Here is a 24,691-nt window from a genome sequence, read left to right on the forward strand (position 1 = left end):
TCAGGCCCCCCGCAGCCGCGCGGCGGCGCTGTGAACAGCGGCGCGAATGCGCGGATAGGTGCCGCAGCGGCAGAGGTTCCCGCTCATCGCGGCGTCGATCTGATCGTCGGTCGGCTCGGGGTTCAGCTCCAGAAAAGAGGCCGCCTGCATGATCTGCCCCGATTGGCAGTAACCGCATTGCGCGACCTGATGCTCCACCCATGCCGCCTGCACCACATGCAGCGCCTCGGGCGTGCCCAAGCCTTCGATGGTGGTGACATCGCCGTTCACATCCGCCGCTCGCAATTGGCAAGACCGCACGGCCAGCCCATCGACATGCACCGTGCAGGCACCGCATTGCGCGATGCCGCAGCCGTATTTCGGCCCGGTGATCCCCAACTCGTCGCGCAAAACCCAGAGCAGCGGCATGTCGTCTTCCACGTCCACCTCGTGGACCGTGCCGTTAACCGTCAATTCCATCGGTGATCCTTCCGCGCTGGTGCCCCCAATGTAGCGGGCAGCGCCTATCGCGCAAGACCGCGCGAAGCGGCTCGCGCAGCGTCACCTTGGCGGGGCGTGCATGGCGGCGGGTGCCGCCGCTTCGCTTATTCGAGGTCTTGCGCCGTCAGCGCGCGGTGAATTTCGCGGCGGACCAATTTGCGCACATTGCGGGTGATCCGCTCGCCCAAGGCACCCTGAAGCTCGGCGCGGACGATCTCAGTCACCATGTCGCGCAGTGCTTCCTCGTCGAGGAACTGATCCTCACCCGCGCTGCCCGCCTCCTGCGCGGGGGCGGCATAGTCGAATTCCGGCGCGGTGGCGGCGGGATCGGCCACACGCGGGCCGCTGTCGGCGAAACGGCGCACCTGCTCTTCGTGCTGCGGTGTCGTGGGCTGCGGGCGGTTTGGCGCTGGCGTCTCAGCCTCTACCGTCGCCGTATCGGCAATCGGGGCCTCAGGCGCGTCAAGCTCCGCATCGTCTTTCCACTCCATCGCCGGAGGTTCGGTGCCGGAATAGTCATTATCGCCGGGCGCGTCCGGATCCCAATCGTCAGAGATCTTGCCGATGGCCGTCTCAAGCGCCGCCAGCTTGTCGCTACGGCTGGCCCCGGTCGCCTTGGCCACGGCGTCGGAGACGGCGCGGGCCCGGGCCTCATCCGCGGTCTCCGCGGCGGGGGTGCGATAGTCCTCGGCATGCAGATCGCTCGGATCGTCATGCAGCATGTCATAGTCCAAGGGCGAGACCTTGGCCGGATCAACGGCAGCGGCCTTTGGGCGATCCTCGCCATCCGACGTGGCGACTCTGAGTGCGGGGGTCAGCACCAACCGGTCGCTCGACGCCGCGGGAGCCTTGTCGGCAGGCGGGGTCGCGGGGTGACGGGCCGAGACGAATGGACGCTCTGCCTCATCGACACTGTCTTCCGCTTCGGTCTGCATGGCTTGGGTCAAGCTCAGCGGCTGCGGCGCGGCTTTGGATGCTTCACCGACGCCCTCGTCAGAAGCGGGACGCGGCGTGCCGCCCGAGGCTGTGCGCAGCGACAGATGCGAGGTGAAATCCTCAGAGGTCACGCTATCCGATGTCGGCTCGTCCAATGCGCCCCGCATGCTTTTGAACGCGGCCCCGGTGTCATTTGCAGAATCGCCAGCCTCCGGCTTGGAAACCGGCGTAGGGTTGGACGTTTGCAGGGGACGCTTGTCTTCGGACACCAATCGGCGAATCGACGACAGGACGTCTTCCACCTCCGCGTTTGTGACGGGTTCGGACATATTTCTCTACCACTCTTGCCTCGCGGATAGCTTAACCGCGTGGAAGGATTCTCACAATGGGGCGGCGCAAAATGCCAAACGACCGTGCAAACCGTCAGTCTTTTTGCAGCGCGCGCAGCACCCGATCCAGCGCTTGGCCCTCTTTCGAGTGTTTAGCAGGGGCGTCCTTAACAAGGTTGTAATAGGCCCCCGCGTCATAGATCTGCACCGGCAGCTTCAGGTCCTGCGCGGTCAGACGGCCCGTGGCCGCCAGCACGGAATAGGCCGCCACATAGAGGTTGGCGCGGGCCGACACGCGGGTCGATTCCGCATCCAGCAGCGATTGCTCTGCATCCAGCACGTCCAAGGTGGTGCGCGCGCCGAGGGTGGCTTCCTCGCGGACGCCGCGGAAGGCGATACGCGCAGCCCTAATCTGCCGGTCGGAGGCTTCCAACTGCGCCCGCGCCGAGGCCAGCGCGGCATAGGCGTTGCCCACTTCCTGCTCGACATCTTGGCGCACCACATGCAAATTCGCGCGCTGCGCGTCTCGCTGCGCCATCGCGCTGCGCACGGCCGAGGACAGCGCCCCGCCCTGATAGATGGTCTGACCGACCTCGACCCCAACGCTGCCGCTGCGGGTATAGGCTTCGCTGTCGAAAGTCTCGTTCAGACCATATTGCCCGTTCAGCGTAATCCGCGGGGCCATGGCGGCCTCATTGGCTTCGACGCTGAGATCGGCTGCCGCCACCTGATGCTGTGCGGCGATGATCGACGGGTGAGTGCGCACAGCCAAAGCCTTGGCCGAGGCGAGGTTGCCGCCGACATTCGGCAGGCTCGGCGGTTGGCTAAGGTTGCCCGGGGCATGGCCCACGGCATTGCGATATTCCTCGACCGCGCGCAGCAGCACGCCTTCGGCGCCCGCCAGCCCGCTGCGGGCATTGGCAAGCTGCGCTTCGGCCAAGGCCACATCGGTACGGGTAACTTCGCCCACGTCGAAACGATCCCGCGCGGCGCGCAATTCCTGCGTCAGCAGCCGCAGGTTATTGTTGCGCAGCTCGACCGTTTCCGAGGCTTCGATCACGCCCATATAGGCCGCAACCGCGCGCAGCAGGACTTGTTGTTCTAGGTTGACCAAGGCCTGACGGGTGGCCAGCACGGTCTCTTTTGCCGCCTCCACCCGATAGGCGCTTGCCCCGAAATCATAGAGCAAAAGCTCGCCAATCAGGCTAATCGACGCTTTTAGGCTTTCCGTCGACTGCGCCGGCAGAAGAGAGGAACTGCGCGTGGTGCCAAAGCTCTGCGTCAGCGCGGCGGCCCACCGCAGCACGGGTTTCAGCGCCGATTTCGCCGCGGCCACATCCTCATCGGCGGCACGCAAAAGCGCGCGGTTCTGCTCCAGCAGACCGGAATGCTCATAGGCCCCCACCAGCGCATCGGCCAATGTCTCGGCGGCAGCCACACGCGGCAGGGCAGCGCCACTGGCGAGGACAAGGCTCACCGGCACGGCGATGGCAAAACGTTTGAGGGATTTCGTAAAACTGTTCGCGCTCATGGCTCAATGCCCCTGAATGGCTTTTTTAGACCTTTGGACCGGCCCGTAGGCCGATCGGGGCGGGTGCCCCTCCCCTGAAGGCGAAGTGGCGCGCGGTATGATCGGCGCGCCATCCTGTCGCTTACAGCTGGAATTCTGCCTGACGTTCAAAGCCACGCAGCACCGGCGCACCGGCGTTGAATTCGGGCCGCCAAGACACCTGACCGCCGCGTTTATAGCCCACGCGCACCTCGCCCAGACCCCGATCCATAAAGAGACAAGCGATCCGCCCGCCCTCTTTCACCTGTTCCACCAGCGCTTCGGGCAGCTCACCTACCGCACCCTGGACGATGACTACATCATAGGGCCCATGCTGCGGCGCGCCTTCGGTCAGCGGGGCGACATGGACGATCACATTGTCCGCGCCCGCCTGCGCCAGCGCCTCTTGCGCCTCGGCGGCCATGGCTTCGTCTTCCTCAACGGCGACGACGGCCTCAGCCATATGCGCGATCACGGCACTGGAATAGCCCATGGCGCAGCCGATATCGAGCACGAGTTCCTCATTGGTGATGTCGAGGTGATCGAGCATCTTGGCCAATGTCCGCGGGTCGAGCAGCACCCGGTCCTGCCCCAGATCGAGGTTTTCACCCAGATAGGCAGCCTCGCGCTGTGCCGCCGGCACGAAGTCTTCGCGCTGCACGGTCAGCATCGCGTCGATGATTGGAAACTTGGTCACATCCGAAGGACGAACCTGCGTATCTACCATGGTTACGCGGCGGGCGGCGAAATCACTCATCAGCTAAACTCATTCGTTCAGGGTGTCTGAAGAGTGATGTGCCACATTGCCGGGCCAGCGGCAACGCCCTGACCGCATTTTCGCGCGCATATGGGACTTGCGGCCTCCTTCGTGATCCGTTAGCAGTGCGCCAACCACCGGTCGGCGAGTTGGCGGAGTGGTTACGCAGCGGATTGCAAATCCGTGTACACCGGTTCGATTCCGGTACTCGCCTCCATTTCTCTTCTAGCACTTAGCCTTTTTTGCGCACGCTAGTTGCGTATAAATTTCCATTAGAAATTTGGGGATTGCCCCATAAACCCTTGAGGAACCGAGGTAAGCCCAGGAAAAAGGGGGCGATGACAAACTTTCGTCGTGCTTATAGATATAATCACGCGAATACAGAAGATATCAATTACTGAAGCTCAACAAGCGGTGATAGAAGTGGTCAGGCATCTTATATGAAGCCTTGACGAAGTCATTCTGACGGTGGACATGAACAATCGAAACGAATAGGCCTTCCCCTCGCCGGGGGAGCCAAAACTCACTCACTAGTTCGGTGTGCGCGTGCAAACTGCCTCAAAAGGCACATAGACATTATTGAGGCTAACTTGGGCTGTCGAACTAGAGATGGCAAGACAGGCCCTATCCTTTCCCACCTCTTCTGGCATAACGAGCAAGCTATTCACCCCTTACGAGATAGAAACGACAAAGGCAAAGTTTTATGGGGCTATTGAGACTACCTTTCTATTGCAGAAAAGGCCCGATCCGCATGCTATCTCGGAATAAGGTCCTTCATCAATTGGGCTTGGATATCTTGGAGGGCTTATCGGATAGCGATTTACAGAACCTACCAAACACCATCGTTATAGTGGGGTGCCACCATTCATTCAGTCATTCACTTATTCGCGTTCTAGCGCGCAAATCAAATTTTGTTGTAGCCATTCAGACGGAACAGTTTTTTGATGCGAATCAAAGGCCGTTATGGGGTTCTCCGACATCTAAAAATGCTACCGATACCCTTTTGCAAAACCTTAGATTTGTAGATACTTTATTAGATCTAAGCGAAAACAATAAGAAATGGTATGAAGATTTAGGGTTATCTCAAAGCGAATTAAAAAAATTACATTTTGGACCCTTCGTCTTTCCCACGGAGAAGAGAAGTATATCCAGCGGGTCAAGAGGGAAGCATATCTTCTTCGGTAATCTGAACGAAAGGCGGCGTCAGTTCCTAAACAAACTTGGCGATGGGAAGATTGCGATCGTGCAGGACGGCACGTACGGCGACCGGCTTGCGGACGAGCTAGCCAAATCGAAAGGTGTGCTAAACTTACACTATTCGGAAGGGGTGTATACCGAAGTGCCAAGGCTGCTAACTGCCTATCTTTCTCGGAAACCAGTCGTATCAGAAAAACTTGCAACTCCGTTTGTGGCAGGGGTCCACTATATTGATGTTAATGAAAAGTGGGCTGACATCGATAGACACGTTTATGATAACTTTAGCGACCTAGTGACAAAACAGTTTTCGTTTGCGGCATTCCTGAGAGCCGCGGTTCGCGAGAACCGGCGGCGAAGCTCGTTCTATATATAGCTACCTGAACCCCCTCGATACTCCTTTACTGCAGCTTGTGTCGCTGGAAAGCTGATACGCCCAAATGCAGCGCCAAAGCGCTCGGCCCGAACTGAGGGTCGCGGTAGTGGCGGGTCATGAGTTGTAGGGCTCGTTCGATGATCTGCCCACAGGCATCCAAGGTCTGGCTGCGCCGCTCGTGGAAATAGGCACCCATCAGACCATAAAAGGCTTCGCTTAACTGCGTGCCCGCGTCGGGCGGAGCATGCATCATCTTGTAGAGCCCGGCGCGCAGCGCAAGCCACAGCGGATCATTGCGGTCAATCGCGACCCCGCCATCACAAACGCCGCCGAACCTCCCGATCATCTCGTCTCTGGGGAGGTGCACGGAAATCTGATGCGCCAACTGCCCCTCATATACGAATTTCGAGGGACGGGTCGCGTCCACGATGAACATGTCGCCGGGCCGCAACAAAGCGGATGCGCCGCTTTGTTGCACCACGCATTCGCCGACATCCTGCACCAGCATAAAGAAATATTCGCCCGGATCGCGCCGAATGCAGGCCTGCGTACGGATCGCTTCCTGCGCATCGAGCGAGACCAGCGCCGCGTCGAATCCCCCCATCTCCCGCTTGCGCGCCCGACCGTGCGACAGCCCCTCCCGGCGCGCTGGCTCCACCTCGAAAGCGCCGCAGATTTGCAGGATGTCGTTGCGCAGAACTTCGATGGGGGTGGATTTCGTGGAAATACGGCTCAGTGCTTTCACGATTTCATACCCCCCATCCATTTGCATGCATCAAGCGTGCTGCGGCCTTGAGGACGGGGGGCGCTTCGGGTCGCGCAGGTCCGCGCGGCCAACGAGGCGCCCGCGCGCAAACGCACCGTAGACGCGTTACAATAGATCTTTGAACACCCCGAAAAGCTCACGTTGCGATGAAATCCCGCCCTGCGCGGAGGTCAGTCCGAAGGACCAATCCTCAACCCCCACCACTTTTCCCCGCCGCCGCCAAAACCTCGCGCAACTCATCCTCATTCCGGTAGCCGATCAGAATACCCGCCGTCGCCTCGCCCATCGTGGCATCGCTCGCTCCGATCTTGGCGTCGGAGATGGTGGTGCGCTGAGCGGTGCGGCGCGTCCAGCGGAACAACAGTTGCTTCAGCCGGGCGCGCTCAGGCGCATGAGCGGGGTCGCCCCCCAGATCGTCCAACTCGTCGGGGTCGCTCTCAAGGTCGAACAGCATCGGGCCGAACCCTTCGGCAAAAACGTATTTCCACCGCCCGTCGAAGAGCATCGTCAGCTTGGCGTCCTTCACCTCGACCCCCAAGCGTTTGCGCACGTCGCGCTGCGCGTAGTCGTATTCCGAGACCACGAAATCGCGCAACCGCTCGGCCTTGCCATGTAACAGCGGCAAGAGGGATCGGCCTTCGATGATATGCGGCACGGCGGTGCCGCCGAAATAATCAAGGATGGTGGGCACCACGTCGATCGCCTCGACCAGTGCCGAGGATTTTGCGCCGCGGGTCGCATCGGCCTCGGGGCGGGGATCAACGACGATCATCGGGATGCGCGCGGAGGGGTCGTGAAAGAGCTCTTTCTCGCCCATCCAGTGGTCGCCAAGGTAATCGCCGTGATCCGAGGTGAAGACGATCATCGTATCATCCGCGACCCCCTCTTCGGTCAGGAACGCCATCAGCCGACCGATCTGGTCGTCAAGCTGTTTGATCAGCCCCATATAGGCAGTCAGAACCCGGCCTCGGGTCGCGTCATCGGAAAAGGCTTGCGAGACGCGCTCCTGCATGAATGCGCCATAGACGGGATGCGGGTCGCGCTTCTCCGCCGCGCTGCGCACCGGGTCCAGATGGCTCTCGGGCCCATAGAGATCATGGTAGGGTGCGGGGACGATATAGGGCCAATGCGGTTTGATATAGCTCAGGTGCAGACACCACGGCTGATCGCCGGCATCGCGGATGAAATCCATGGCGCGGCCCGTGATATAGGGCGTCTCGCTCTCCTCATCCGCCGCGCGGGCCGGTTTGTCGGCATGGTCCAAAAACCAGCCGCTCAGGATATTGCCCTCTGCGTCCTCGGCGCTGTTGGCGACGGAATGCCAAGGGTTCTCATCCTGCCACCCGCGGTCCTTCATATGCGCGTCATAGGCGGGGTTGCGGGCGTAGGGTCCGCCGTCGGGGTGCAACCCGTCGTCCCGCTCATAGGGCTCGAACCCGCATTCCGAGATCAGCACGCCAATCTCGCTGTCGGGCGACAGGCCAAGGCGGCGCAGCCCTTCGATATCGGCGGCCATATGGGTCTTGCCGCAAAGCGCTGTGCGCACGCCCAAGGGGCGCAGATGGTCGCCCAGTGTCATCTCCCCCACCTTCAGGGGGATGCCATTCCAAGTCGACCCATGCGAACTGACATAGCGGCCCGTGTAGAACGACATGCGCGAGGGGCCGCAGATCGGAGACTGCACATAGGCGCGGTCAAAAAGCACCCCGCGCGCGGCCAACGCATCGATATGCGGCGTGTGCAGATGCGGATGGCCGGTGCAGGAAAGGTAATCCCAGCGAAGCTGGTCACACATGATGAAAAGAACGTTCTTGGGCATGAGCCGCTTTCCCTGTGATGGTCCTTCGCGCGCCCTGCCCGCGAAGCGTTTCGTCGTGCCGCGACTCGATTTTGGCCCGCCTGACAGTGCTTTGCAGTTTCCGGCCCAAATTTAACCAAATTTTTAGCATTCACGGCCCAACCTTCACCAGGACGATGGGAAAGGCAACTCAAGCCGCGCAAAGCGAGGATGCCAGAATGGACAGCACGCAAAGGATACTTGTCACCGGCACGGGCGGTTTCATCGGCTTTCACCTTGCCCGGCTGTTGCTGGCCGAAGGCGCGCGGGTGCAGGGCTATGATGGGATGACCGATTACTACGATGTCGCCCTGAAACAACGCCGCCACGCGATGCTGCTGCAGCATGAGCATTTCACCACCAAAGAAGCCCTGCTGGAAGACCGCGAGACCTTTGACGCGCTGGTCGATGACTTTGCCCCCGACATGATCGTGCACCTTGCCGCACAAGCGGGTGTGCGTCACAGCATCGACCACCCCCGCGCCTTTCTGGAGGCGAATATCACTGGCACCTTCAACGTGATGGAGGCTGCTCGGCGGTTGGAGGTGAAACACCTGCTCATGGCCTCCTCCTCGTCAATCTACGGCGCCAATACCGATATGCCTTTCGCCGAGGCCGGGGCCACCGACCGGCCCCTGTCGATCTACGCCGCCACGAAAAAGGCGAATGAGGGGATGGCCCATGCCTATGCCCATCTGTGGAATCTGCCGACGACGATGTTTCGGTTTTTCACCGTCTACGGGCCTTGGGGTCGGCCCGACCTTGCGCTGAGCAAATTCGTCGACGCGATCCTCGATGGCCGTCCGATCGACATCTACAACCACGGCGAGATGTACCGCGATTTCACCTGTGTCGACGATCTGGTGCGCGCCATTCGGCTGCTGATGGATTGCGTTCCGCCGCAACCGGGCACGGCGCCACCGCCGCCGGACTGGGATTCGCTCTCCCCCGCGGCCCCCTACCGTGTGGTGAATATCGGCAATTCCGAAAAGGTGCGCCTGCTGGATTTCGTCGAGGCGATCGAAGCCGCTCTCGGCAAGCGGGCGGTCCGCAATTACATGGGGATGCAGATGGGTGATGCCCCCGCCACATGGGCCGATGCGACCCTGCTACATAGGCTCACCGGCTACCGCCCACAGACCGACATTCACGAAGGCATCGCGCGTTTCGTCGCTTGGTTTCGGGATTATCACGGCAGATAGCCGCAGCGCTTAGTGCTGGTGTTGCTGGCGGACGTAGTCCATCACCGCGCCCCTGACCGACATCTCGCCCTGCTCTCGTGCGGCATGGATGACCGCGCGCACGTCATCGAGATTGCAGCGCCGCAGCAGGCTTTTGACCGGCCCGATCGACGCCGGGCGCATCGACAGGGTCTTGAGCCCGATGGCCGCGAAACACAGCGCCTCGACCGGGCGGCCCGCATCCTCCCCGCAGAAAGACAGCGCAGTATCTGTTTCGGCGCAACGTTCTACGATGCCCTCAAGGAAGGTCAGGAAAGAGACGTTTAGCGTGTCATAACGCCGCCGCACCCGCTCATTCTCACGGTCGGCGGCGAAAAAGAACTGCTTTAGGTCATTGCCCCCGATCGACAGGAACTCGACCTCTTCAAAGAATTTCTTCGGCGCGAAGGCGAGACTGGGCGTCTCTAGCATAGCGCCAACCTCTAGCTTTTCGGGCAGGACATGGCCTAGAATACGCTCACGCTCCATCGCCTTGTCGACCTCGGCGCGCGCGGCGCGGAATTCTTCGAACTGGGCGATAAAGGGAAACATTACCGCCAGCGGGCGGCCCGCGGCGGCGCGGATCAGGGCCTGCAACTGCATCCTCATGACACCGGGCTTGTCCAGCCCCACCCGGATCGCGCGCCAGCCCAAAGCCGGGTTCGGCTCATCATGGGGCTTCATATAGGGCAGCACCTTGTCCGACCCGATGTCGAGCGTGCGAAAGACCACGCGGCGGCCATGGGCGGCATCGAGCACGCGGGCATAAAGCGCGGCAAGCTCGGTCCGGCGGGGCATCTGGTTGCGCACCAGAAACTGCAATTCGGTGCGGAAGAGCCCGACCCCTTCGGCGCCAGACCCTTCGAGCGAGGGCAGATCGGCCATCAGCCCGGCGTTCATCTGTAGGCTGATGATCCGCCCGCATTTCGTCTCAGCCGGTTTGTCGCGGATCGAGGCATAGCGTTCCTGCGCCGCCGCCTGCATCGCGATCTTGTCACGAAAGGCCGTGGCCACGGTATCGTCCGGGCGAAGATGCACCACGCCCTGCTCACCGTCGACCATGATGTGATCGCCGTTCAGCGCATCATTGGTCACGCGGCTGGCATGGACGATCAGCGGAATCGCCAGTGCCCGCGCGACGACAGCGGCATGCGAGCCGACCGAGCCGCCCTCTAACACAATGCCGCGCAACGACCGCCCGTAATCCAGCAGTTCCGCCGGGCCGATGTTGCGCGCCACAAGGATCGGATCGACCGGCATCTCGGCCCCGGTATCGCTGCCCTGCCCCGTCAGATTGCGCAGCAAGCGGTTCGACAGATCATCCAGATCCGACAACCGCTCGCGCAGGTAGGCATCATTGACCTGCCCCAGACGGGCGCGGGCCATAGATTGCTCTTTCTCGACCGCGGCCTCAGCACTCAGCCCGCTTTGAATATCCTCCACCATGCGCCGCATCCAGCCTTTGGAATTGGCGAACATGCGGTAGGCTTCGAGCACCTTCTGCTGCTCTTTGTCGGCGGTAAGGCTTAACAATTGGTCAACGCTGAGCCGCAATTGCTCAACCGCTTCGGTCAGCCGCTCCGTCTCGCGTTCAGGGTCATCGGCAATGGGGTTTGAGACCACCACCCGCGGCTCATGCAGCCAGACGTGCCCCTCGGCCACGCCCTCCTGCCCTACGGTACCGCGCAGCAGCACCGGCTGGCTATGCCGGGCCGACATCGCAGCCCCCTCGCCGACAAAGGCGCCAAGCTCGGCCATTTCGGCCAGCACCATCGCGACGACCTCAAGCGCATAGACCTCATCGGCGGAGAACTCCCGCGCGACCTTGGACTGCACCACCAGCACGCCCAGCGTCTCACCCAGACGTTGCACCGGCACCCCAAGGAAGGAGGAATAAATCTCCTCCCCCGTCTCGGGCATGAAGCGGAAACCGGCGGCTTGGGGCGCATCGGGCGTGTTGATGACCGTGCGCCTCTTGGCGACCCGACCGACCAGACCTTCGCCCAGTTTCATGCGCGTTTCATGCACCGCCGCTTCGTTCAGACCTTCGGTGGCACAAAGCTCAAGCGTGTCTTCGTCGCGGAACAGATAGATCGAGCAGACTTCGCAGCCCATGGAATTGGCGATCAACTGGGTGATCTTGTCCAGCCGCGCTTGGCCCGCCACATCGCTGGCCATCGCATCACGCAGCCGCCCCAGCAGCTTGCGGCTTTCTGTCTCAACCCGTTCGGCCATATGCTCCGGTCCCTGTCCCTCTGGAGCAGGGTTTAGCGCACTCGCGCAAGGATAGAAATGCTATTCGCGCCATACCCTACATCCTCGACCAGCATATCGGCGGGATGCTGCAGATTTACGCAAGGGGTCACCTTGCGTAAAACCCGTGTCATCGGAAGTGTTTAGGCCGCTTTATCAAGCCCGAAAGCGTCGTGCAGGGCTTGCACGGCCAATTCCATATACTTGCGGTCAATCAACACGCTGATCTTGATCTCGGAGGTGGTGATCACTTTGATGTTGATCCCCTCGTCCGAGAGCACCTTAAACATCTTGGCGGCCACGCCGGTGTGGCTGCGCATGCCGATCCCCACCACGGAAACCTTGGCCACAGCCTTGTCGGCGATCAACTCCTGATAGTTGATGATCCCCTCTTCATGGGCCTTTTCCATCGCCTTTTCTGCGCGGATCACCTGGTCGACGGGGCAGGACCACGTCATATCGGTGCGCCCCTCTTCCGAGATGTTCTGAACGATCATATCAACGTTCACGCCGCCCTCGCTGAGCGCGGTAAAGATCGTCGCCGCGATGCCGGGGCGGTCCGCCACGGACACCAAGGTCATCTTTGCCTCATCACGGGAAAACGCGACCCCGGCCACCACATTGCTTTCCATGATTTCCTCCTCATCGCAGACGAGCGTCCCGGCGTCGTCAGATTGTTCTTCGAAACTGCTCAGCACCCGCAGTTTAACCTTGTAGCGCATCGCCAGTTCGACCGAACGGGTCTGCAAAACCTTCGCCCCGAGAGAGGCCAGTTCCAGCATCTCTTCAAAGGAAATCTTGTCAAGTTTGCGGGCCTTGGATTCGACCCGCGGGTCGGTGGTGTAGACACCATCGACGTCGGTATAGATATCGCAACGCTCCGCGCCAAAGGCGGCGGCAAAGGCGACGGCGGTCGTATCAGACCCGCCCCGGCCCAGCGTGGTGATCCGGCCCTGCGGGCTGATGCCCTGAAAACCTGCGACCACGGCCACCTTCATGCCTTCGCCGAACTTGGCATTGATGTTGTCGGTGGGGATCTCTTCGATCCGCGCGGCGGAATGGGCATCGGTGGTGCGCACCGGCACCTGCCAGCCCTGCCAAGACCGCGCGGGCACGTCCATTTCCTGCAAAGTAAGCGCCATGAGGCCGGCGGTGACATTCTCCCCGCTCGACACGATGGCGTCATATTCGCGCGCATCATAGAGTGGCGAAGTCTCATTGACGAAGCCCACCAGCTTGTTCGTCTCACCCGACATGGCGGATACGATGACGATCACGTCATAGCCCTTGGCCACCTCGACGCCGACGCGCTTTGCCGCGCGGCGGATACGGTCCAAAGTGGCAACCGAAGTCCCACCGAATTTCATAACCAGAACAGGCATATTGTCCCCCGCGCAACAGTCCAGCGCGGTCTAAGCCCACGGCACGGCAAGGGCAAGCCTATTTAACATGACGTTATGTAGCGCCGCTTAGAACGGATGCGCGCGGCCATCCCATGTTTCGAAACAACCCGTCTGGGCGATGTCCAGCGCGGCGATCCGCCCAGCGAGCCCCTGCGCCGAATCCTCAACGCTGATCTCGCCCTGATCGCCGCCCATATCGGTGCGCACCCAGCCGGGGTGGTAAATGCCCACCGCGATGCCCTCTGACTTCAGGTCCACCGCCAGATTGCGCCCCAGATTGATCGCCGCCGCTTTGGAAGCGCGGTAGATATAGCTGCCCCCCGGCGCCCGCGTTTGCGACCCCATCTGCGAGGCGATGATCGCGATTTTCGCCCCCTGCGCCGCACGCAGGTTGGGCAGCAGGGATTGCACGGTGAGGAAAACCCCGGTCACATTGGTCGCAAAGCTCTGCGCCCAGAGGTCGGGGCCAAAGCCGGTATCCAAGTCATCGCCCTTGTCGAGATACACACCCGCATTGCAGATCAGCAGGTCCAGCGGGCGGTCTTGCAGGCTTGCGGCGAAGGACGCGTGGCTTGCCGGGTCGGTCACCTCCAGCACGGCCTGCGCGCCTGCGCCGCGTGCGGTGCCGATCACCTCTTCGCCCGCGTCTTCATACTGGCGGGCCAGCGCCGCGCCAATGCCGCGGCTGGCGCCTGTGATAACGATGGTCATGGGCGATCCTTTATGAAAATGGGCCTTTAGGAAAGTTGGCGTTTGGGTTTGAACGGAAGCGGCATCAGGGGCACACCCTCTGCCACCAATTCCCGCGCTTGATCCAGCCGCGCTTCGCCATAGATCGGGCGCTCGGGGCTGCGCCCTGCGTGCATGTCCCGCGCCTCGCGCACGAAATTCTTGCCGACGTAATCGGAGGTGGATTCGACCTTTTTGCGCAGGGCGGTCAGGGCCTTTTCCACATCACTTGCCGGATTGGACAGGGCCGGGGCGGGTGTCTCGGCAGGTTGCGGTTTTTCTGCTGCGTCCGGTACAGCCGGGGCGCTGCCGCCCGAGGTGACCCGCGGGGCCATCAGCGATTTACTCACCTCCGTCGATCCGCAGACCGCACAGCTCAGATGGCCTGCACGGGCAAGGCTGTCAAAGGCTGCCGCGGATTGGAACCAACTTTCGAAACCATGCCCGGCCTCGCATTTCAGTGCATAACGGATCATTCGCCCGGTCCTCAAACTCTCTGCTTTAAATGGGCTGCGGCGCGAAAGAGGTCAAGACAAGCGCGGGCGCGGCGCGGATCGCAACGCGGCGCGGTCAGCCCGCCAAACCACCGCTGCGCGGATCGAAATCACGGATCAGCCGCGCCAGATCGGGGGCCTCCACCAGCCGGGCGGCCTTGCGGCGCGAACACCACATCCGCTTGCGCTGTCCCTTCTCGGGGAAGTGTTTGGCCAGCGCCTTGACCTTTACCGGGTAGAGCATCGCCAGACAGGGCAAGGTCCCATCCGCGCCGGTTTTGGCATAGCTGTAGACGCCCAGACATTGCCCCCGCGCCTGCCCCACGACGCCGCCTTCCTCCCAAGCCTCGACCAAGGCCGAGGCGGCGGGGGTCTTACCCTCCATCGGCCAGCCCTTGGGAATGATCCAACGTTTGCTCCCGCGCGAAGTGATCAGCAGGATCTGCAACTTGCCCCGTTTACGACGCCAGCAAAGCGCCGCGAATTGAATGCGCAGCTCATCCTTCTGTCCGCCGTTCAAGGATATCGGAGCCTGTTTCACCATCCGTTGCAGCTGCGCCCCTTGGCAGGTTGTTTCCCCTTGACCCTAGCGCGGCGATCCCCGTCTGGCCATATCCCCTTGCCCCCTTTCATCGCATCAAAGATACTACCAAAATGATAAGATTTTCCGCTCTTCTGACAGTGCTTTGCAGCCTTGCCCTGCCCCTTCGGGCCGAAGCACCCGTGACGGTCTTTGCCGCCGCCAGCCTGCGTGGCGCGTTGGAGGAGGTCACGGCGGATTTCCCCGCGCCGGTGGTGCTGTCTTACGGCGGGTCGGGCACGATGGCGCGGCAGGTCGCCTCCGGGGCGCCCGCCGATGTGGTCTTGCTTGCCAATAGCGACTGGATGACATGGCTCGCGGACAAAGGCGTTGAGGGGGCCGGGAATGCGCAGATCATCGCCCGCAACCAGCTCGTGCTGATTGCCCCCGCCGACAGCGCCCCACTTGCCGATCCCGCCGAGCTGCCCGCCCGGCTTGGCCCCGAGGGGCGGCTCGCCATGGGGCAACGCGATGCCGTTCCCGCAGGCAGCTATGCCCTTGCATGGCTCACCCATGCAGGGCTTTGGCAGCAGCTGCAAACCCAATTGGCCGAGACCGACAATGTCCGCGCCGCACTGGCGCTGGTCGCGCGGGGCGATGCGCCACTTGGCGTGGTCTATGCCAGCGATGCGCAGGCCGAGCCGGAGGTGCAGACCATCTACGAGGTCCCTGCCGAGGCCCATGCCCCGATTACCTATCCTGCCGCGGCGCTGACGGCCAAGGGCAAGGCACTGGTCGATTTTCTGACCACCGACGCGGCTCAGGCGATCCTTGTTGACCACGGGTTCCTTCGGGCCGATCATGGATCTTGACGCCGCCGCTTGGGCCGCGCTCTTGCTGTCGCTGCGGGTGGCGAGCGTGGCGATGCTTTGTTCGCTGCCGCTGGCGCTCTGGGTCGCGTGGATTCTCGCCCGGAAAGAGTTTCGCGGCAAAGGCGTGCTGAGCGCGCTGGTCCATCTACCGCTGGTGCTGCCGCCCGTGGTGACGGGCTATCTGCTGCTGCTCGGCTTTGGCCGCAATGCCCCTTTGGGCCGCCTGTTGGAGAGCCTGGGCATCGGTCTTGCCTTTCACTGGACGGGCGCGGTGCTGGCGGCGCTTATCATGGGGTTCCCGCTGATGGTCCGCGCCATGCGATTGGCGATCGAAGCGGTAGACCCGCGGATCGAGGAGGCCGCCGCCACCCTCGGCGCGCCGCGCCTGAGCGTATTTTGCCGCGTCACCCTGCCGCTGATCTTTCCTGGCATCCTCGCCGGGGCGGTGATGGGCTTTGCCAAGGCGATGGGCGAATTCGGCGCCACGATCACCTTTGTCGCCAATATCCCCGGCCAGACCCAGACCCTGCCAAGCGCGATCTGGACGGCCTTGCAGGTGCCGGGCGGTGAAAACCGTGCGCTGGCCATGGCCGCGCTGACCGGGTTGGTAGCGCTGGCCGCCGTGCTGCTCTCCGAAGCCTTGGCACGGCGGGTCGCGAAACGCATTTCGGGGGCGCGCTGATGCTTGAGGTCACGCTGCGGCATGGGTTCGACGGCTTCGATCTGGACCTGTCTTTCACCACCCAAGGCGGGATTACCGCGCTCTTTGGCCGCTCCGGCGCGGGCAAGACGACGGTGATCAATGCACTCGCCGGATTGCTGCGCCCCGATGTCGGGCGCGTGGTGCTGGACGGTGAGGTGCTTTTGGATACACAGCGCGGCATCTGGGTGCCGCCACATCGCCGCAGGCTGGGCTATGTCTTTCAAGACGCGCGGCTTTTTCCCCATTTGGACGTGCGCGGCAACCTGACCTTCGGCGCGCGCTATGCGCCCCGCGGCAGCCAAGGCGCGGGTTTTGCGGATGTCGTGGCGCTGCTGGGGCTATCGCCCCTGCTCGACCGAGCGCCGGCAACGCTTTCGGGCGGAGAAAAACAGCGCGTCGCCCTTGGCCGGGCGCTGCTGTGCCATCCGCGTATGCTGTTGATGGACGAACCGCTGGCCAGCCTCGATGGGCCGCGCAAGCAAGAGATCCTGCCCTATCTCGAACGGCTGCGCGACGGGGGGTTGGGCCTGCCGATCCTCTACGTCAGCCATGCGGTGGACGAGATCGCCCGCCTCGCCGATCGCTTGGTGCTGCTGCAAAGCGGACGGTTGAAGGCCCAAGGCGCCCTGTTTGACGTGATGGCCGACCCTGCCGCCGTGCCGCTGCTGGGCGTGCGCGAAGCCGGCGCGGTGCTGGAGGCCGACGTCATCGCCCATGCCGAAGATGGGCTCTCGACCCTCGCCGTGCGGGCGGGGCAGTTGGAGCTTCCCGGCGTGCAAGCCCCGGTGGGCGCGCGGGTGCGGCTGCGGGTCTTGGCGCAGGATGTGATCCTGTCGCGCGCGCGGCCCGAGGGGCTGTCTTCGGTCAACATCCTGCCCGTCCGGGTCGAGGCCGTGCAGCCGGGCGACGGGCCCGGTGCGGCCATCGCGCTCGACGCTGGCGGAGACCGCCTTTTGGCGCGGGTGACGGCCCGGGCGGTCCGCGACCTTGATTTGCGCGCGGGCATGGGCTGCTATGCCATCCTCAAGGCCACCACCGTGGCCCCGGGCAGCATCGGGCGCTGATCACAGTTTGGGCGGCGTCCTGCCCATTTTCTTTCGTAGGCGGGTGACCAGTTCGTCTTGAGGGATATCGGCCTCTATCGCCAGTCGGCGCAGGCCGAAATGCACATGGGCCATGTCTTGGTAATAGCTGGTATAGGCATAGTTCGTCGCCGCCCCAGCCACGGCCCCCAAGACCGGCACCGCCTGCGCGGCAAGTTTTTGGCCCATCACCAATGCCAGCCGTGGCGCCACGCGCGCAATCACCGCATTCATCGCGCGGCCCGTGAGCGCCATGCGCACGGTAAGAAACCCCAGATCGGCGCTATCGTCATCCGCCAGCGGCCCGGCGGCGGTAAAGACATGCACGCAGTCGAATTGCACATTCTCCGCCGATGGATCGAACCCATGTTCCGCCGCCACCCCTTGGATGACCCGCAACAGCAGCGTGGTGGTCACCGGCAGTTCCGCCAAGGCGGTCGGCAGCCCCCCGGCCCCGCCTGCGGCGCCCATCGCGGTCGAGACGGCTTGGTTCAGCCAGCCCTGTTGGTCTTTCACATAGCTGCGGCTGGAATGGGCGGCCTGCATGGCATGGCCAAGTGCCTTCATCGTCGCCCCTTCGAGGTTGCGGCGCACCGCCCCCGGCAAACGGTCGATCAACCCATCCGCACTGCCGCCGATAAGGTTGAGCACATGGATGCCCACGCCACCCGCCTGTTTGTAACGGCGGGCGATCTCATCTAGCCGGGCATCGACATCAATGGTGCTGGGCAGGTTGCTTTCGATCTGCATGGGCGTCCCTCTTTGAGCTTAGGCTCAATGTGGGTCGCGGGCGGGGTAAAATCAATCGTGCCAGCGGCGAACCTTGCCCGTCACCCCGGCCCAAGCCCCCTCGGTCAAGGCGCGGCCCAAGATGCGCGCGGGGTTCGTGGGCGGCGGCATCTCGACCCCTTGCAACAGGGCAAAGCCGAAGCGGTTGTAATAGGGCGCATCGCCCACCAGCATCACCCGTTCCCAGCCCAGCGGGGCCGCCTGCGCAAGCGAGGTCTCGATCAGCCCCGCGCCCAGCCCTTCGCCCTGCCTTGTGGGGTGCACCGCCACCGGCCCCAGCAAAAGCGCCTTCGCCGCGCCGATGCGCACGGGCCAATAGCGGATCGCCCCGGCCAGAATCCCACCGCTATCGCGCGCCACATGGTTCAGCCCCGCCACCGGCGGCACGCCATCGCGCAGACGGTAAGACGACAACGCCTCGCGCCCCGGCGCGAAACAGGTGTCATAGAGCGCTTCGACCTCCCAATGGTCGGCGGGCACCTCCGGGGTCATCTTGTAGGGCGTCTGATGCAAGGCCGGAGGCTTTCAGGAGCAATTGCGGGTGGCGCTGGACGTAGCATGAGGCTAGCCATGGGTGCAAACCTTCAAGGAGTGTACATGTTCTATCGTCCCGAAGACGGCCATGGTCTGCCGCATAACCCGTTCAACGCCATCATCAGCCCCCGCCCAATCGGCTGGATCTCTACCCGTGATGACGCGGGTCGAGACAACCTCGCGCCCTATTCCTTTTTCAATGCCGTCGCCTATGTGCCGCCGCAGGTGATGTTCGCCTCGACCAGCGCCAAGGAAGACGTGGACGGCACAAAGGACTCCGTCGCCAACATCCGCGAGACCGGGGTGTTTTGCGTGAACGTGGTGGAATATGCGGCGCGCGACGTGATGAACGTGAGTTCCGCCATGCTGCCTCATGGCGAGGATGAATTCGCCCGCGCCGGGATCGACAAGGCCGAATGCGAACAGATCTCCTGCGCGCGGGTGGCGAATGCGCCCGCGAGCCTCGAGTGCAAGCTGACCCAGATCGTGCAACTGCCGGGCGAGGCGAATTTCGCGGTTTTCGGTGAGGTCGTGGGCGTGCATATGCGCGACGATTGCGTGGTCGACGGGCGGTTCGACGTGACGCGGTTCCAGCCGCTGTCGCGTTTGGGGTACCGCGATTACACGGTGGTGCGGGATGTGTTCGAGTTGAAGCGGCCTGATGATTGAGGGTTGAGGACCGCAGTCGAGATGCGAGGGCCAGCGCCTGTCCGCGGGTCGGCGATCTAACGGCGCTGCGTGCCACTTTATGGCTCAACCATGATGTGCGGTCCGCAGGCTCGCGCCCAGCCTCTCTTAATCGCCTACCCGTCCGGGCGGGCAGGCGATGGCCCGGCGCCTGCGGCTTGATTCCGGGCCGGTGGCAAACTCGACCAGAAACAAAAAAACCGGCACCTCTCGGCGCCGGGTTTTCCATTCAATGCCCGCCCAGAACCCCGGTACGCACATCGTAATCAACCGCCAATTCGTAATCGGGGTCGTCATCGCTATCGACCATCAAATGCCCCGCCTTGTTCAGCAGACGGTGACAATCCCGGCTGAGGTGGCGCAGTTGCAGACGTTTGCCCGCGGCCTCGTATTTCGCAGCCATCGCCTCGATCGCCTGTAGCGCGGATTGATCCACCACCCGGCTGTCGGCGAAATCGACGATCACCACCTCGGGGTCGTTCTCCACATCGAAAAGCTCGGCAAAGCCGTCGGAAGAGCCGAAGAACAGCGGCCCGTGAATCTCATAGACCTTGGCGCCCTTCTCGGTCACCGATTCCCGCGTGGTCGCGTGGATGCGCCGGGCGTTGTTCCATGCATAGGCCAGCGCCGAGACGATCACGCCGACGACCACCGCCACGGCGAGGTCTTCCATCACGGTCACCACGGTCACCAGAATGATGACGAAAGCGTCCATCAGCGGCACTTTGCGCAGGATGGTGAGGGAGTTCCACGCGAAGGTGCCGATCACCACCATGAACATCACGCCCACCAGAGCGGCCAGCGGAATAAGCTCGATCACCGAGGAGCCGACGAGGATGAAGAGCAACAAGAACACCGCCGCCGCGATCCCGGCGACACGGGTGCGCCCGCCGGATTTCACGTTGATCATCGACTGGCCGATCATCGCACAGCCGCCCATGCCGCCGAAGAAACCGGTGACCGTATTGGCCACACCTTGCGCGATACATTCTTGGCTCGCGCCGCCGCGCTTGCCGGTGAGATCCCCGACGAGGTTCAGGGTCAGCAGGCTTTCGATCAGACCGATGGCCGCGAGGATGACGGCGTAAGGCAGAATGATCTCAAAGGTCTCCCAAGTCAGCGGGACCATGGGGATATGCAAGCTCGGCAAGCCACCTTGGATCGACGCCAAGTCACCCACCCGCGGCACGTCGAGGCCGAAACCGATCACCACGGCGGCAATCACGCCGATGCCCGCAAGCGGCGCGGGGATGACCTTGGTGATGCGCGGGGTGATCCAGATGATCGCCATGGTCGCCGCCACCAGCGTCAGCATGAGGTAGAGCGGCTGGCCCGAAAGCCATTCACCACCGCCCACGCCATGACCGGTGTCGACCATGGTGCCGGGCACTTTGAACTGACTCATCTGGGCGAGGAAAATCACGATGGCGAGGCCATTGACGAAGCCCAGCATCACCGGATGCGGCACCAACCGGATGAACTTGCCCCATTGCATGACGCCCGCGAAAATCTGCAACAGCCCCATCAACACGACGGTGGCAAAGAGGTATTCGACTCCGTGCTGCGCCACCAGCGCCACCATGACCACGGCGAGCGCCCCGGTCGCGCCAGAGATCATCCCGGGCCGACCACCGATCAGCGCGGTGATGAGGCCCACGAGAAAGGCGGCATAGAGCCCGACCAGCGGGTGCACCCCGGCGACGAAGGCAAAGGCCACCGCCTCGGGCACCAGCGCCAGCGCCACGGTCAGCCCTGACAGCAGTTCGATCCGCAGCCGCCCGATGGAGAAACCGTCATCCGGCATCCAACGCAGATCGGTCACATCGAGGTTCTTGGCGAAATTGTGCAGCGTGGCGCGCATGGGGGCGTCCTTTGACTTTCGGAAAACGGGTATAGCGTCCTGACCGCGGATGCGGGGCGCTTTTGGCTGCACCTAGAGGAATTTCGCCGCAAAGAAAAGCGCCTTGGCAATGGGGCCACGGAAGTTGCTGCAACGCAGAAACACTTTCACCCCCTCCCCTGGCGCAGTCGTGTCTTGCCTCTCGGCAAAAACACTTGATCCCCGTGGCATTCTATGAGGTTCTTTGACCCTTACCCGCAACCATCCAAGGCACAGGCTTACCCCTCATGACAGATACGAAAATCGCCGTGATCGGCGGCTCCGGCATTTACGACATCGACGGGCTTCAGGATGCCGATTGGGTCACCGTGGAGACCCCATGGGGCGCGCCCTCGGATCAAGTGCTGACTGGCACGCTGGATGGGGTCGCCATGGTCTTTCTGCCGCGCCATGGCCGCGGGCATGTGCATACGCCGACCTCCGTCCCCTACCGCGCGAATATCGACGCGCTGAAACGGCTCGGCTGCACGGATGTGATCAGCGTCTCGGCCTGCGGGTCGTTCCGCGAGGAGATGGCCCCGGGCGACTTCGTGATCGTCGACCAATTCATCGACCGCACCATGGCGCGCGAAAAGAGCTTCTTCGGCCCCGGCTGCGTGGCCCATGTCTCGGTCGCCCATCCGACCTGTCCGCGCTTAGGGGACGCCTGCGAGACCGCAGCACGAGACGCGGGCATCAACGTGCACCGGGGCGGCACCTATCTGGCGATGGAGGGGCCGCAGTTCTCAACGCTTGCGGAATCCAAGATGTACCGCGACAGCTGGGGGGCGGATGTGATCGGCATGACCAATATGCCCGAGGCGAAACTCGCCCGCGAGGCGGAGCTTTGCTATGCCAGTGTCGCGATGATCACCGATTACGACAGCTGGCACCCGGACCACGGCGAGGTGGATGTGACGCAAATCATCGCCACGCTGATGGGCAACGCCGACAAGGGCCGCGCCATGGTCTCGCGCCTGCCCGCGCTTCTGGGGGCCGAGCGCGCGCCCTGCCCGCATGGCTGTGACCGGGCCCTGGAATTTGCGATCCTGACCCAGCCGGATGCGCGGGATCCGGAATTGCTGTCCAAGCTGGATGCGGTGGCGGGGCGGATGCTTTGACCGCAGGCGGCGGCTTTGCTTGGCTGAGTGCGGAAGGTATTTAAGAAAGGATGAAGGGAGGGGGTTGGCGCCCCTTCCTGGATGTTGTGCGGCGGGCGCAGATGGGGGGTTCGCCCGGGCGGCGCGTTGCGCTAAGACGGGTCCGGTCAAACACGCGGAAGGGCGGCATGAAACAGGTTCAGGACTATATTCGCACGATCGTAGATTTCCCCCATGAGGGGATCATGTTTCGTGACGTGACAACGCTTTTTGCCGATCCGCGGGGGTTTCGCATGGCGATCGACCAGATGCTGCACCCCTATGCGGGGATTGCGATTGATAAGGTCGTGGGGCTGGAGGCGCGGGGCTTTATTCTTGGCGGGGCGATTGCGCATCAGCTGAGCGTGGGTTTCGTGCCGATCCGCAAGAAGGGCAAGCTGCCCGGCACGGTGATCAGTCAGGAATATCAGCTTGAATATGGCGAGGCCATTGTCGAGCTGCATGATGATGCGATCAAACCGGGCGAGAAGGTTCTGGTTGTGGATGATCTTTTGGCCACCGGCGGCACGGCGGAGGCCGGGATCAAACTGATTGAGCGTTTGGGCGGCGAGATCGTTTCCTGCGCCTTTATCATTGATCTGCCCGAGTTGGGCGGGCGCAAGCGGTTGGAAGCGCTTGGCAAAGAGGTGCATGCGCTCTGCGCTTTCGACGGGCTTTAAGCCCTTAGGACGGCGCCGGGGTTCATGATGCCTTGAGGGTCGAGCGCCGTTTTGATGGCGCGCATGGCGGTGAGTTTGGCGGGGTCGCCGTAGCGTTCGAGGTCGTCGACCTTGATGCGGCCCACGCCATGTTCCGCGCTGAACGAGCCGCCAAGGTCGTGGACAAGGTCGTGCACCAGGCGTTTCACGGCGTCGCGCTTGTCTTCGTAATCGGCGCGGCTTTTGCCCTTTGCGGGGAAGACGTTGTAGTGCAGGTTGCCGTCCCCGACATGGCCGAAACAGTTGATGCGAAAGTCGCCGAGGGCCGAGAGCGCATCGGTGGCGCGGGTGATGAACTCGGGGATCGCGCCGAGGGGCACTGAGATGTCGTGGCTGGAGACCGAGCCGATCAGGCGGTTGGCCTCGGGGATGGTTTCGCGGATGGTCCAGAAGTCTTGGGCCTGTTGGGCGTTCTGGGCGATGAGGCCGTCGGAGACGAGGCCGGCGTCGAGGGCTGCAGCGAATAGGGCCTCTAGGGCGTCGTCGGTATCGATCTCTCCGGGGGTGCCGATGTCGATCAGGACGCACCATTGCGGGGTTTCGGCGAAGGGTTGGCGGATGTTGGGCAGGGTTTCGTTCAGGAAATCGAAACCTCTTCGGTGCATCAATTCGAAAGCGCTGATCATTTCGCCCAAGTGATCGCGCGCGAGAGAGAGGAGCGCCAATGCGGCGGCGGGGCTCTCGACCACCATGAGTGCGGTGCCGCTGCGGGCGGGGCGCGCGTAGAGCTTGAGGGCCGCGGCGGTGATCACGCCGAGGGTGCCTTCGGCGCCGATCAGCAGGTTGCGCAGATCGTAGCCGGTGTTGTTTTTGCGCAGGCGGGTCAGCCCGTGCCAGATTTGGCCGTCAGGCAGGACGGCTTCGAGGCCGAGGCAGAGGTCGCGGGCATTGCCGTAGCGCAGCACGCCGGTGCCGCCTGCGTTGGTCGAAAGCGTGCCACCGATGCGCGCGGTCCCTTCGGCGGCGAGGGACAGGGGGAAGAGGCGGTTTGCCTCTTCGGCGGCGGTTTGGACATCGGCGAGGATCGTGCCTGCTTCGGCGACCAGCACATTCTCTTTGGGCAGGACAGCCCGGATGCGGTTCATGCGTTCGAGGGAGAGGATCAGAGGTGCCGGGCCATCGCTGCTGACCTGGCCGCCGACAAGGCCGGTGCCGCCGCCATAGGGCACGATCGGCACGCGGGCGGCATGGGCAGCGCGGATCAGAGTGGCCACCTCTTCGGTGCTGCGCGGCAGGGCCAAGACGCCGCCCAGCCCCGCGTAGCGGCCGCGGGGTTCTTCGAGGTAGCGCTGCTCTGGGTCGCGCAGCACATCGTCTGGCAGTTGCGCGCGCAGGGTGTCGATGAAGGCGGTGTCGGCGGGGTTCAGTGTCATGGGCCTTTGATCCTGCGCGGGGCGCGCGGATGCAAGGGCAAAGCGCCGGACCGGCGGGGAGAATGCGGGGC

General features: G+C 63.0%; 23 protein-coding genes and 1 tRNA gene. 9 read left to right on the forward strand and 15 right to left on the reverse strand.

The annotated features are described in order from the left end of the window. From ACGYLI_RS01915 to ACGYLI_RS01930, 4 genes are all read right to left on the reverse strand, one after another. Positions 1–459: a (2Fe-2S)-binding protein gene (locus ACGYLI_RS01915; protein WP_322328186.1), complete on the reverse strand. Its 459-nt coding sequence runs from the start codon at positions 457–459 to the stop codon at positions 1–3. 125 nt (positions 460–584) lie between these two features. Next, complete coding sequence (locus ACGYLI_RS01920; RefSeq protein ID WP_394416674.1) at positions 585–1,745, reverse strand: hypothetical protein; 1,161 nt, start codon at positions 1,743–1,745, stop codon at positions 585–587. Positions 1,746–1,839: 94 nt separating this feature from the next. Continuing rightward, positions 1,840–3,276 carry a TolC family outer membrane protein gene (locus ACGYLI_RS01925; RefSeq protein ID WP_394416676.1) on the reverse strand — a complete coding sequence of 479 codons (1,437 nt, stop codon included), beginning with the start codon at positions 3,274–3,276 and terminating at the stop codon, positions 1,840–1,842. Between the two features lie 121 nt (positions 3,277–3,397). Beyond that, on the reverse strand, positions 3,398–4,051 hold the full coding sequence (locus ACGYLI_RS01930) for a methyltransferase domain-containing protein (protein ID WP_322328189.1): 654 nt from the start codon (positions 4,049–4,051) through the stop codon (positions 3,398–3,400). Between the two features lie 143 nt (positions 4,052–4,194). Between ACGYLI_RS01930 and ACGYLI_RS01935 the strand changes: the two genes are divergently transcribed. Then, positions 4,195–4,268: transfer RNA gene (locus ACGYLI_RS01935), tRNA-Cys, on the forward strand. Between the two features lie 570 nt (positions 4,269–4,838). Further along, on the forward strand, positions 4,839–5,621 hold the full coding sequence (locus ACGYLI_RS01940; protein ID WP_394416679.1) for a hypothetical protein: 783 nt from the start codon (positions 4,839–4,841) through the stop codon (positions 5,619–5,621). Positions 5,622–5,646: 25 nt separating this feature from the next. Here ACGYLI_RS01940 and ACGYLI_RS01945 read toward each other — a convergent pair whose 3' ends face one another. Together ACGYLI_RS01945 and ACGYLI_RS01950 are read right to left on the reverse strand one after the other, a co-directional pair. After that, positions 5,647–6,366, reverse strand: coding sequence for a hypothetical protein (locus tag ACGYLI_RS01945; protein WP_394416681.1), 720 nt, complete (start codon positions 6,364–6,366; stop codon positions 5,647–5,649). A 211-nt stretch (positions 6,367–6,577) separates the two neighbouring features. Continuing rightward, positions 6,578–8,206 (reverse strand): alkaline phosphatase family protein, encoded by a 1,629-nt coding sequence (locus ACGYLI_RS01950; RefSeq protein WP_394416683.1) that lies wholly within the window; start codon positions 8,204–8,206, stop codon positions 6,578–6,580. 197 nt (positions 8,207–8,403) lie between these two features. Here ACGYLI_RS01950 and ACGYLI_RS01955 point away from each other — a divergent pair, with 197 nt between their 5' ends. Then, positions 8,404–9,426, forward strand: a complete 1,023-nt coding sequence (locus tag ACGYLI_RS01955; RefSeq protein WP_394416685.1) for an NAD-dependent epimerase/dehydratase family protein — start codon at positions 8,404–8,406, stop codon at positions 9,424–9,426. Positions 9,427–9,435: 9 nt separating this feature from the next. Here the strand turns inward: ACGYLI_RS01955 and ptsP are convergent, their stop codons facing one another. The 5 genes from ptsP to ACGYLI_RS01980 all read right to left on the reverse strand — a co-directional run bounded on the left by ptsP (position 9,436) and on the right by ACGYLI_RS01980 (position 14,867). After that, entirely contained in the window at positions 9,436–11,679 is a 2,244-nt protein-coding gene (ptsP, locus tag ACGYLI_RS01960) for a phosphoenolpyruvate--protein phosphotransferase (protein WP_067263814.1), read from the reverse strand. Between the two features lie 161 nt (positions 11,680–11,840). Next, the gene (locus tag ACGYLI_RS01965; RefSeq protein ID WP_394416687.1) at positions 11,841–13,079 is read right to left on the reverse strand and encodes an aspartate kinase; all 1,239 of its coding nucleotides are present in this window, start codon (positions 13,077–13,079) and stop codon (positions 11,841–11,843) included. 87 nt (positions 13,080–13,166) lie between these two features. Continuing rightward, complete coding sequence (locus ACGYLI_RS01970) at positions 13,167–13,811, reverse strand: SDR family NAD(P)-dependent oxidoreductase (protein WP_394416689.1); 645 nt, start codon at positions 13,809–13,811, stop codon at positions 13,167–13,169. Between the two features lie 26 nt (positions 13,812–13,837). Continuing rightward, a complete protein-coding gene (locus ACGYLI_RS01975; protein ID WP_394416691.1) occupies positions 13,838–14,305 on the reverse strand; it encodes a DUF1178 family protein in 468 nt (155 codons plus the stop codon). Positions 14,306–14,399: 94 nt separating this feature from the next. Beyond that, a complete protein-coding gene (locus ACGYLI_RS01980) occupies positions 14,400–14,867 on the reverse strand; it encodes an NUDIX hydrolase (RefSeq protein WP_067267814.1) in 468 nt (155 codons plus the stop codon). 110 nt (positions 14,868–14,977) lie between these two features. On the opposite strand from ACGYLI_RS01980, the gene modA reads away from it, so the two are divergent. The 3 genes from modA to modC are packed head-to-tail and all read left to right on the forward strand — an operon-like array spanning position 14,978 to position 17,482. Further along, a complete protein-coding gene (gene modA / locus ACGYLI_RS01985; protein WP_394416693.1) occupies positions 14,978–15,715 on the forward strand; it encodes a molybdate ABC transporter substrate-binding protein in 738 nt (245 codons plus the stop codon). Then, on the forward strand, positions 15,705–16,397 hold the full coding sequence (modB, locus tag ACGYLI_RS01990) for a molybdate ABC transporter permease subunit (RefSeq protein ID WP_394417127.1): 693 nt from the start codon (positions 15,705–15,707) through the stop codon (positions 16,395–16,397). The genes modA and modB overlap by 11 nt, the downstream gene beginning before the upstream one ends. Then, complete coding sequence (modC, locus tag ACGYLI_RS01995; RefSeq protein ID WP_394416695.1) at positions 16,397–17,482, forward strand: molybdenum ABC transporter ATP-binding protein; 1,086 nt, start codon at positions 16,397–16,399, stop codon at positions 17,480–17,482. Before modB ends, modC begins: the two co-directional genes overlap by 1 nt. Here modC and ACGYLI_RS02000 read toward each other — a convergent pair whose 3' ends face one another. Beyond that, positions 17,483–18,250 (reverse strand): EcsC family protein, encoded by a 768-nt coding sequence (locus ACGYLI_RS02000; RefSeq protein WP_394416697.1) that lies wholly within the window; start codon positions 18,248–18,250, stop codon positions 17,483–17,485. Positions 18,251–18,301: 51 nt separating this feature from the next. Beyond that, the gene (locus ACGYLI_RS02005) at positions 18,302–18,781 is read right to left on the reverse strand and encodes a GNAT family N-acetyltransferase (protein ID WP_209219127.1); all 480 of its coding nucleotides are present in this window, start codon (positions 18,779–18,781) and stop codon (positions 18,302–18,304) included. A gap of 105 nt (positions 18,782–18,886) precedes the next feature. Here ACGYLI_RS02005 and ACGYLI_RS02010 point away from each other — a divergent pair, with 105 nt between their 5' ends. Next, entirely contained in the window at positions 18,887–19,492 is a 606-nt protein-coding gene (locus tag ACGYLI_RS02010) for a flavin reductase family protein (RefSeq protein ID WP_394416699.1), read from the forward strand. A 247-nt stretch (positions 19,493–19,739) separates the two neighbouring features. Here ACGYLI_RS02010 and ACGYLI_RS02015 read toward each other — a convergent pair whose 3' ends face one another. Next, positions 19,740–21,371: a SulP family inorganic anion transporter gene (locus tag ACGYLI_RS02015; RefSeq protein ID WP_394416701.1), complete on the reverse strand. Its 1,632-nt coding sequence runs from the start codon at positions 21,369–21,371 to the stop codon at positions 19,740–19,742. Positions 21,372–21,637: 266 nt separating this feature from the next. Here ACGYLI_RS02015 and ACGYLI_RS02020 point away from each other — a divergent pair, with 266 nt between their 5' ends. Together ACGYLI_RS02020 and ACGYLI_RS02025 are read left to right on the forward strand one after the other, a co-directional pair. Next, the gene (locus ACGYLI_RS02020) at positions 21,638–22,510 is read left to right on the forward strand and encodes an S-methyl-5'-thioadenosine phosphorylase (protein ID WP_394416703.1); all 873 of its coding nucleotides are present in this window, start codon (positions 21,638–21,640) and stop codon (positions 22,508–22,510) included. Positions 22,511–22,677: 167 nt separating this feature from the next. After that, complete coding sequence (locus tag ACGYLI_RS02025) at positions 22,678–23,208, forward strand: adenine phosphoribosyltransferase (RefSeq protein ID WP_271693186.1); 531 nt, start codon at positions 22,678–22,680, stop codon at positions 23,206–23,208. Here the strand turns inward: ACGYLI_RS02025 and ACGYLI_RS02030 are convergent. Continuing rightward, positions 23,205–24,620 carry an FAD-binding oxidoreductase gene (locus ACGYLI_RS02030; protein WP_394416705.1) on the reverse strand — a complete coding sequence of 472 codons (1,416 nt, stop codon included), beginning with the start codon at positions 24,618–24,620 and terminating at the stop codon, positions 23,205–23,207. The two genes, ACGYLI_RS02025 and ACGYLI_RS02030, sit on opposite strands and share 4 nt — an antisense overlap. Positions 24,621–24,691 lie beyond the last annotated feature (71 nt).

It is taken from the genome of Sulfitobacter sp. 1A13421 (assembly GCF_043557285.1).
GTDB classification, from domain to species: domain Bacteria; phylum Pseudomonadota; class Alphaproteobacteria; order Rhodobacterales; family Rhodobacteraceae; genus Sulfitobacter; species Sulfitobacter faviae.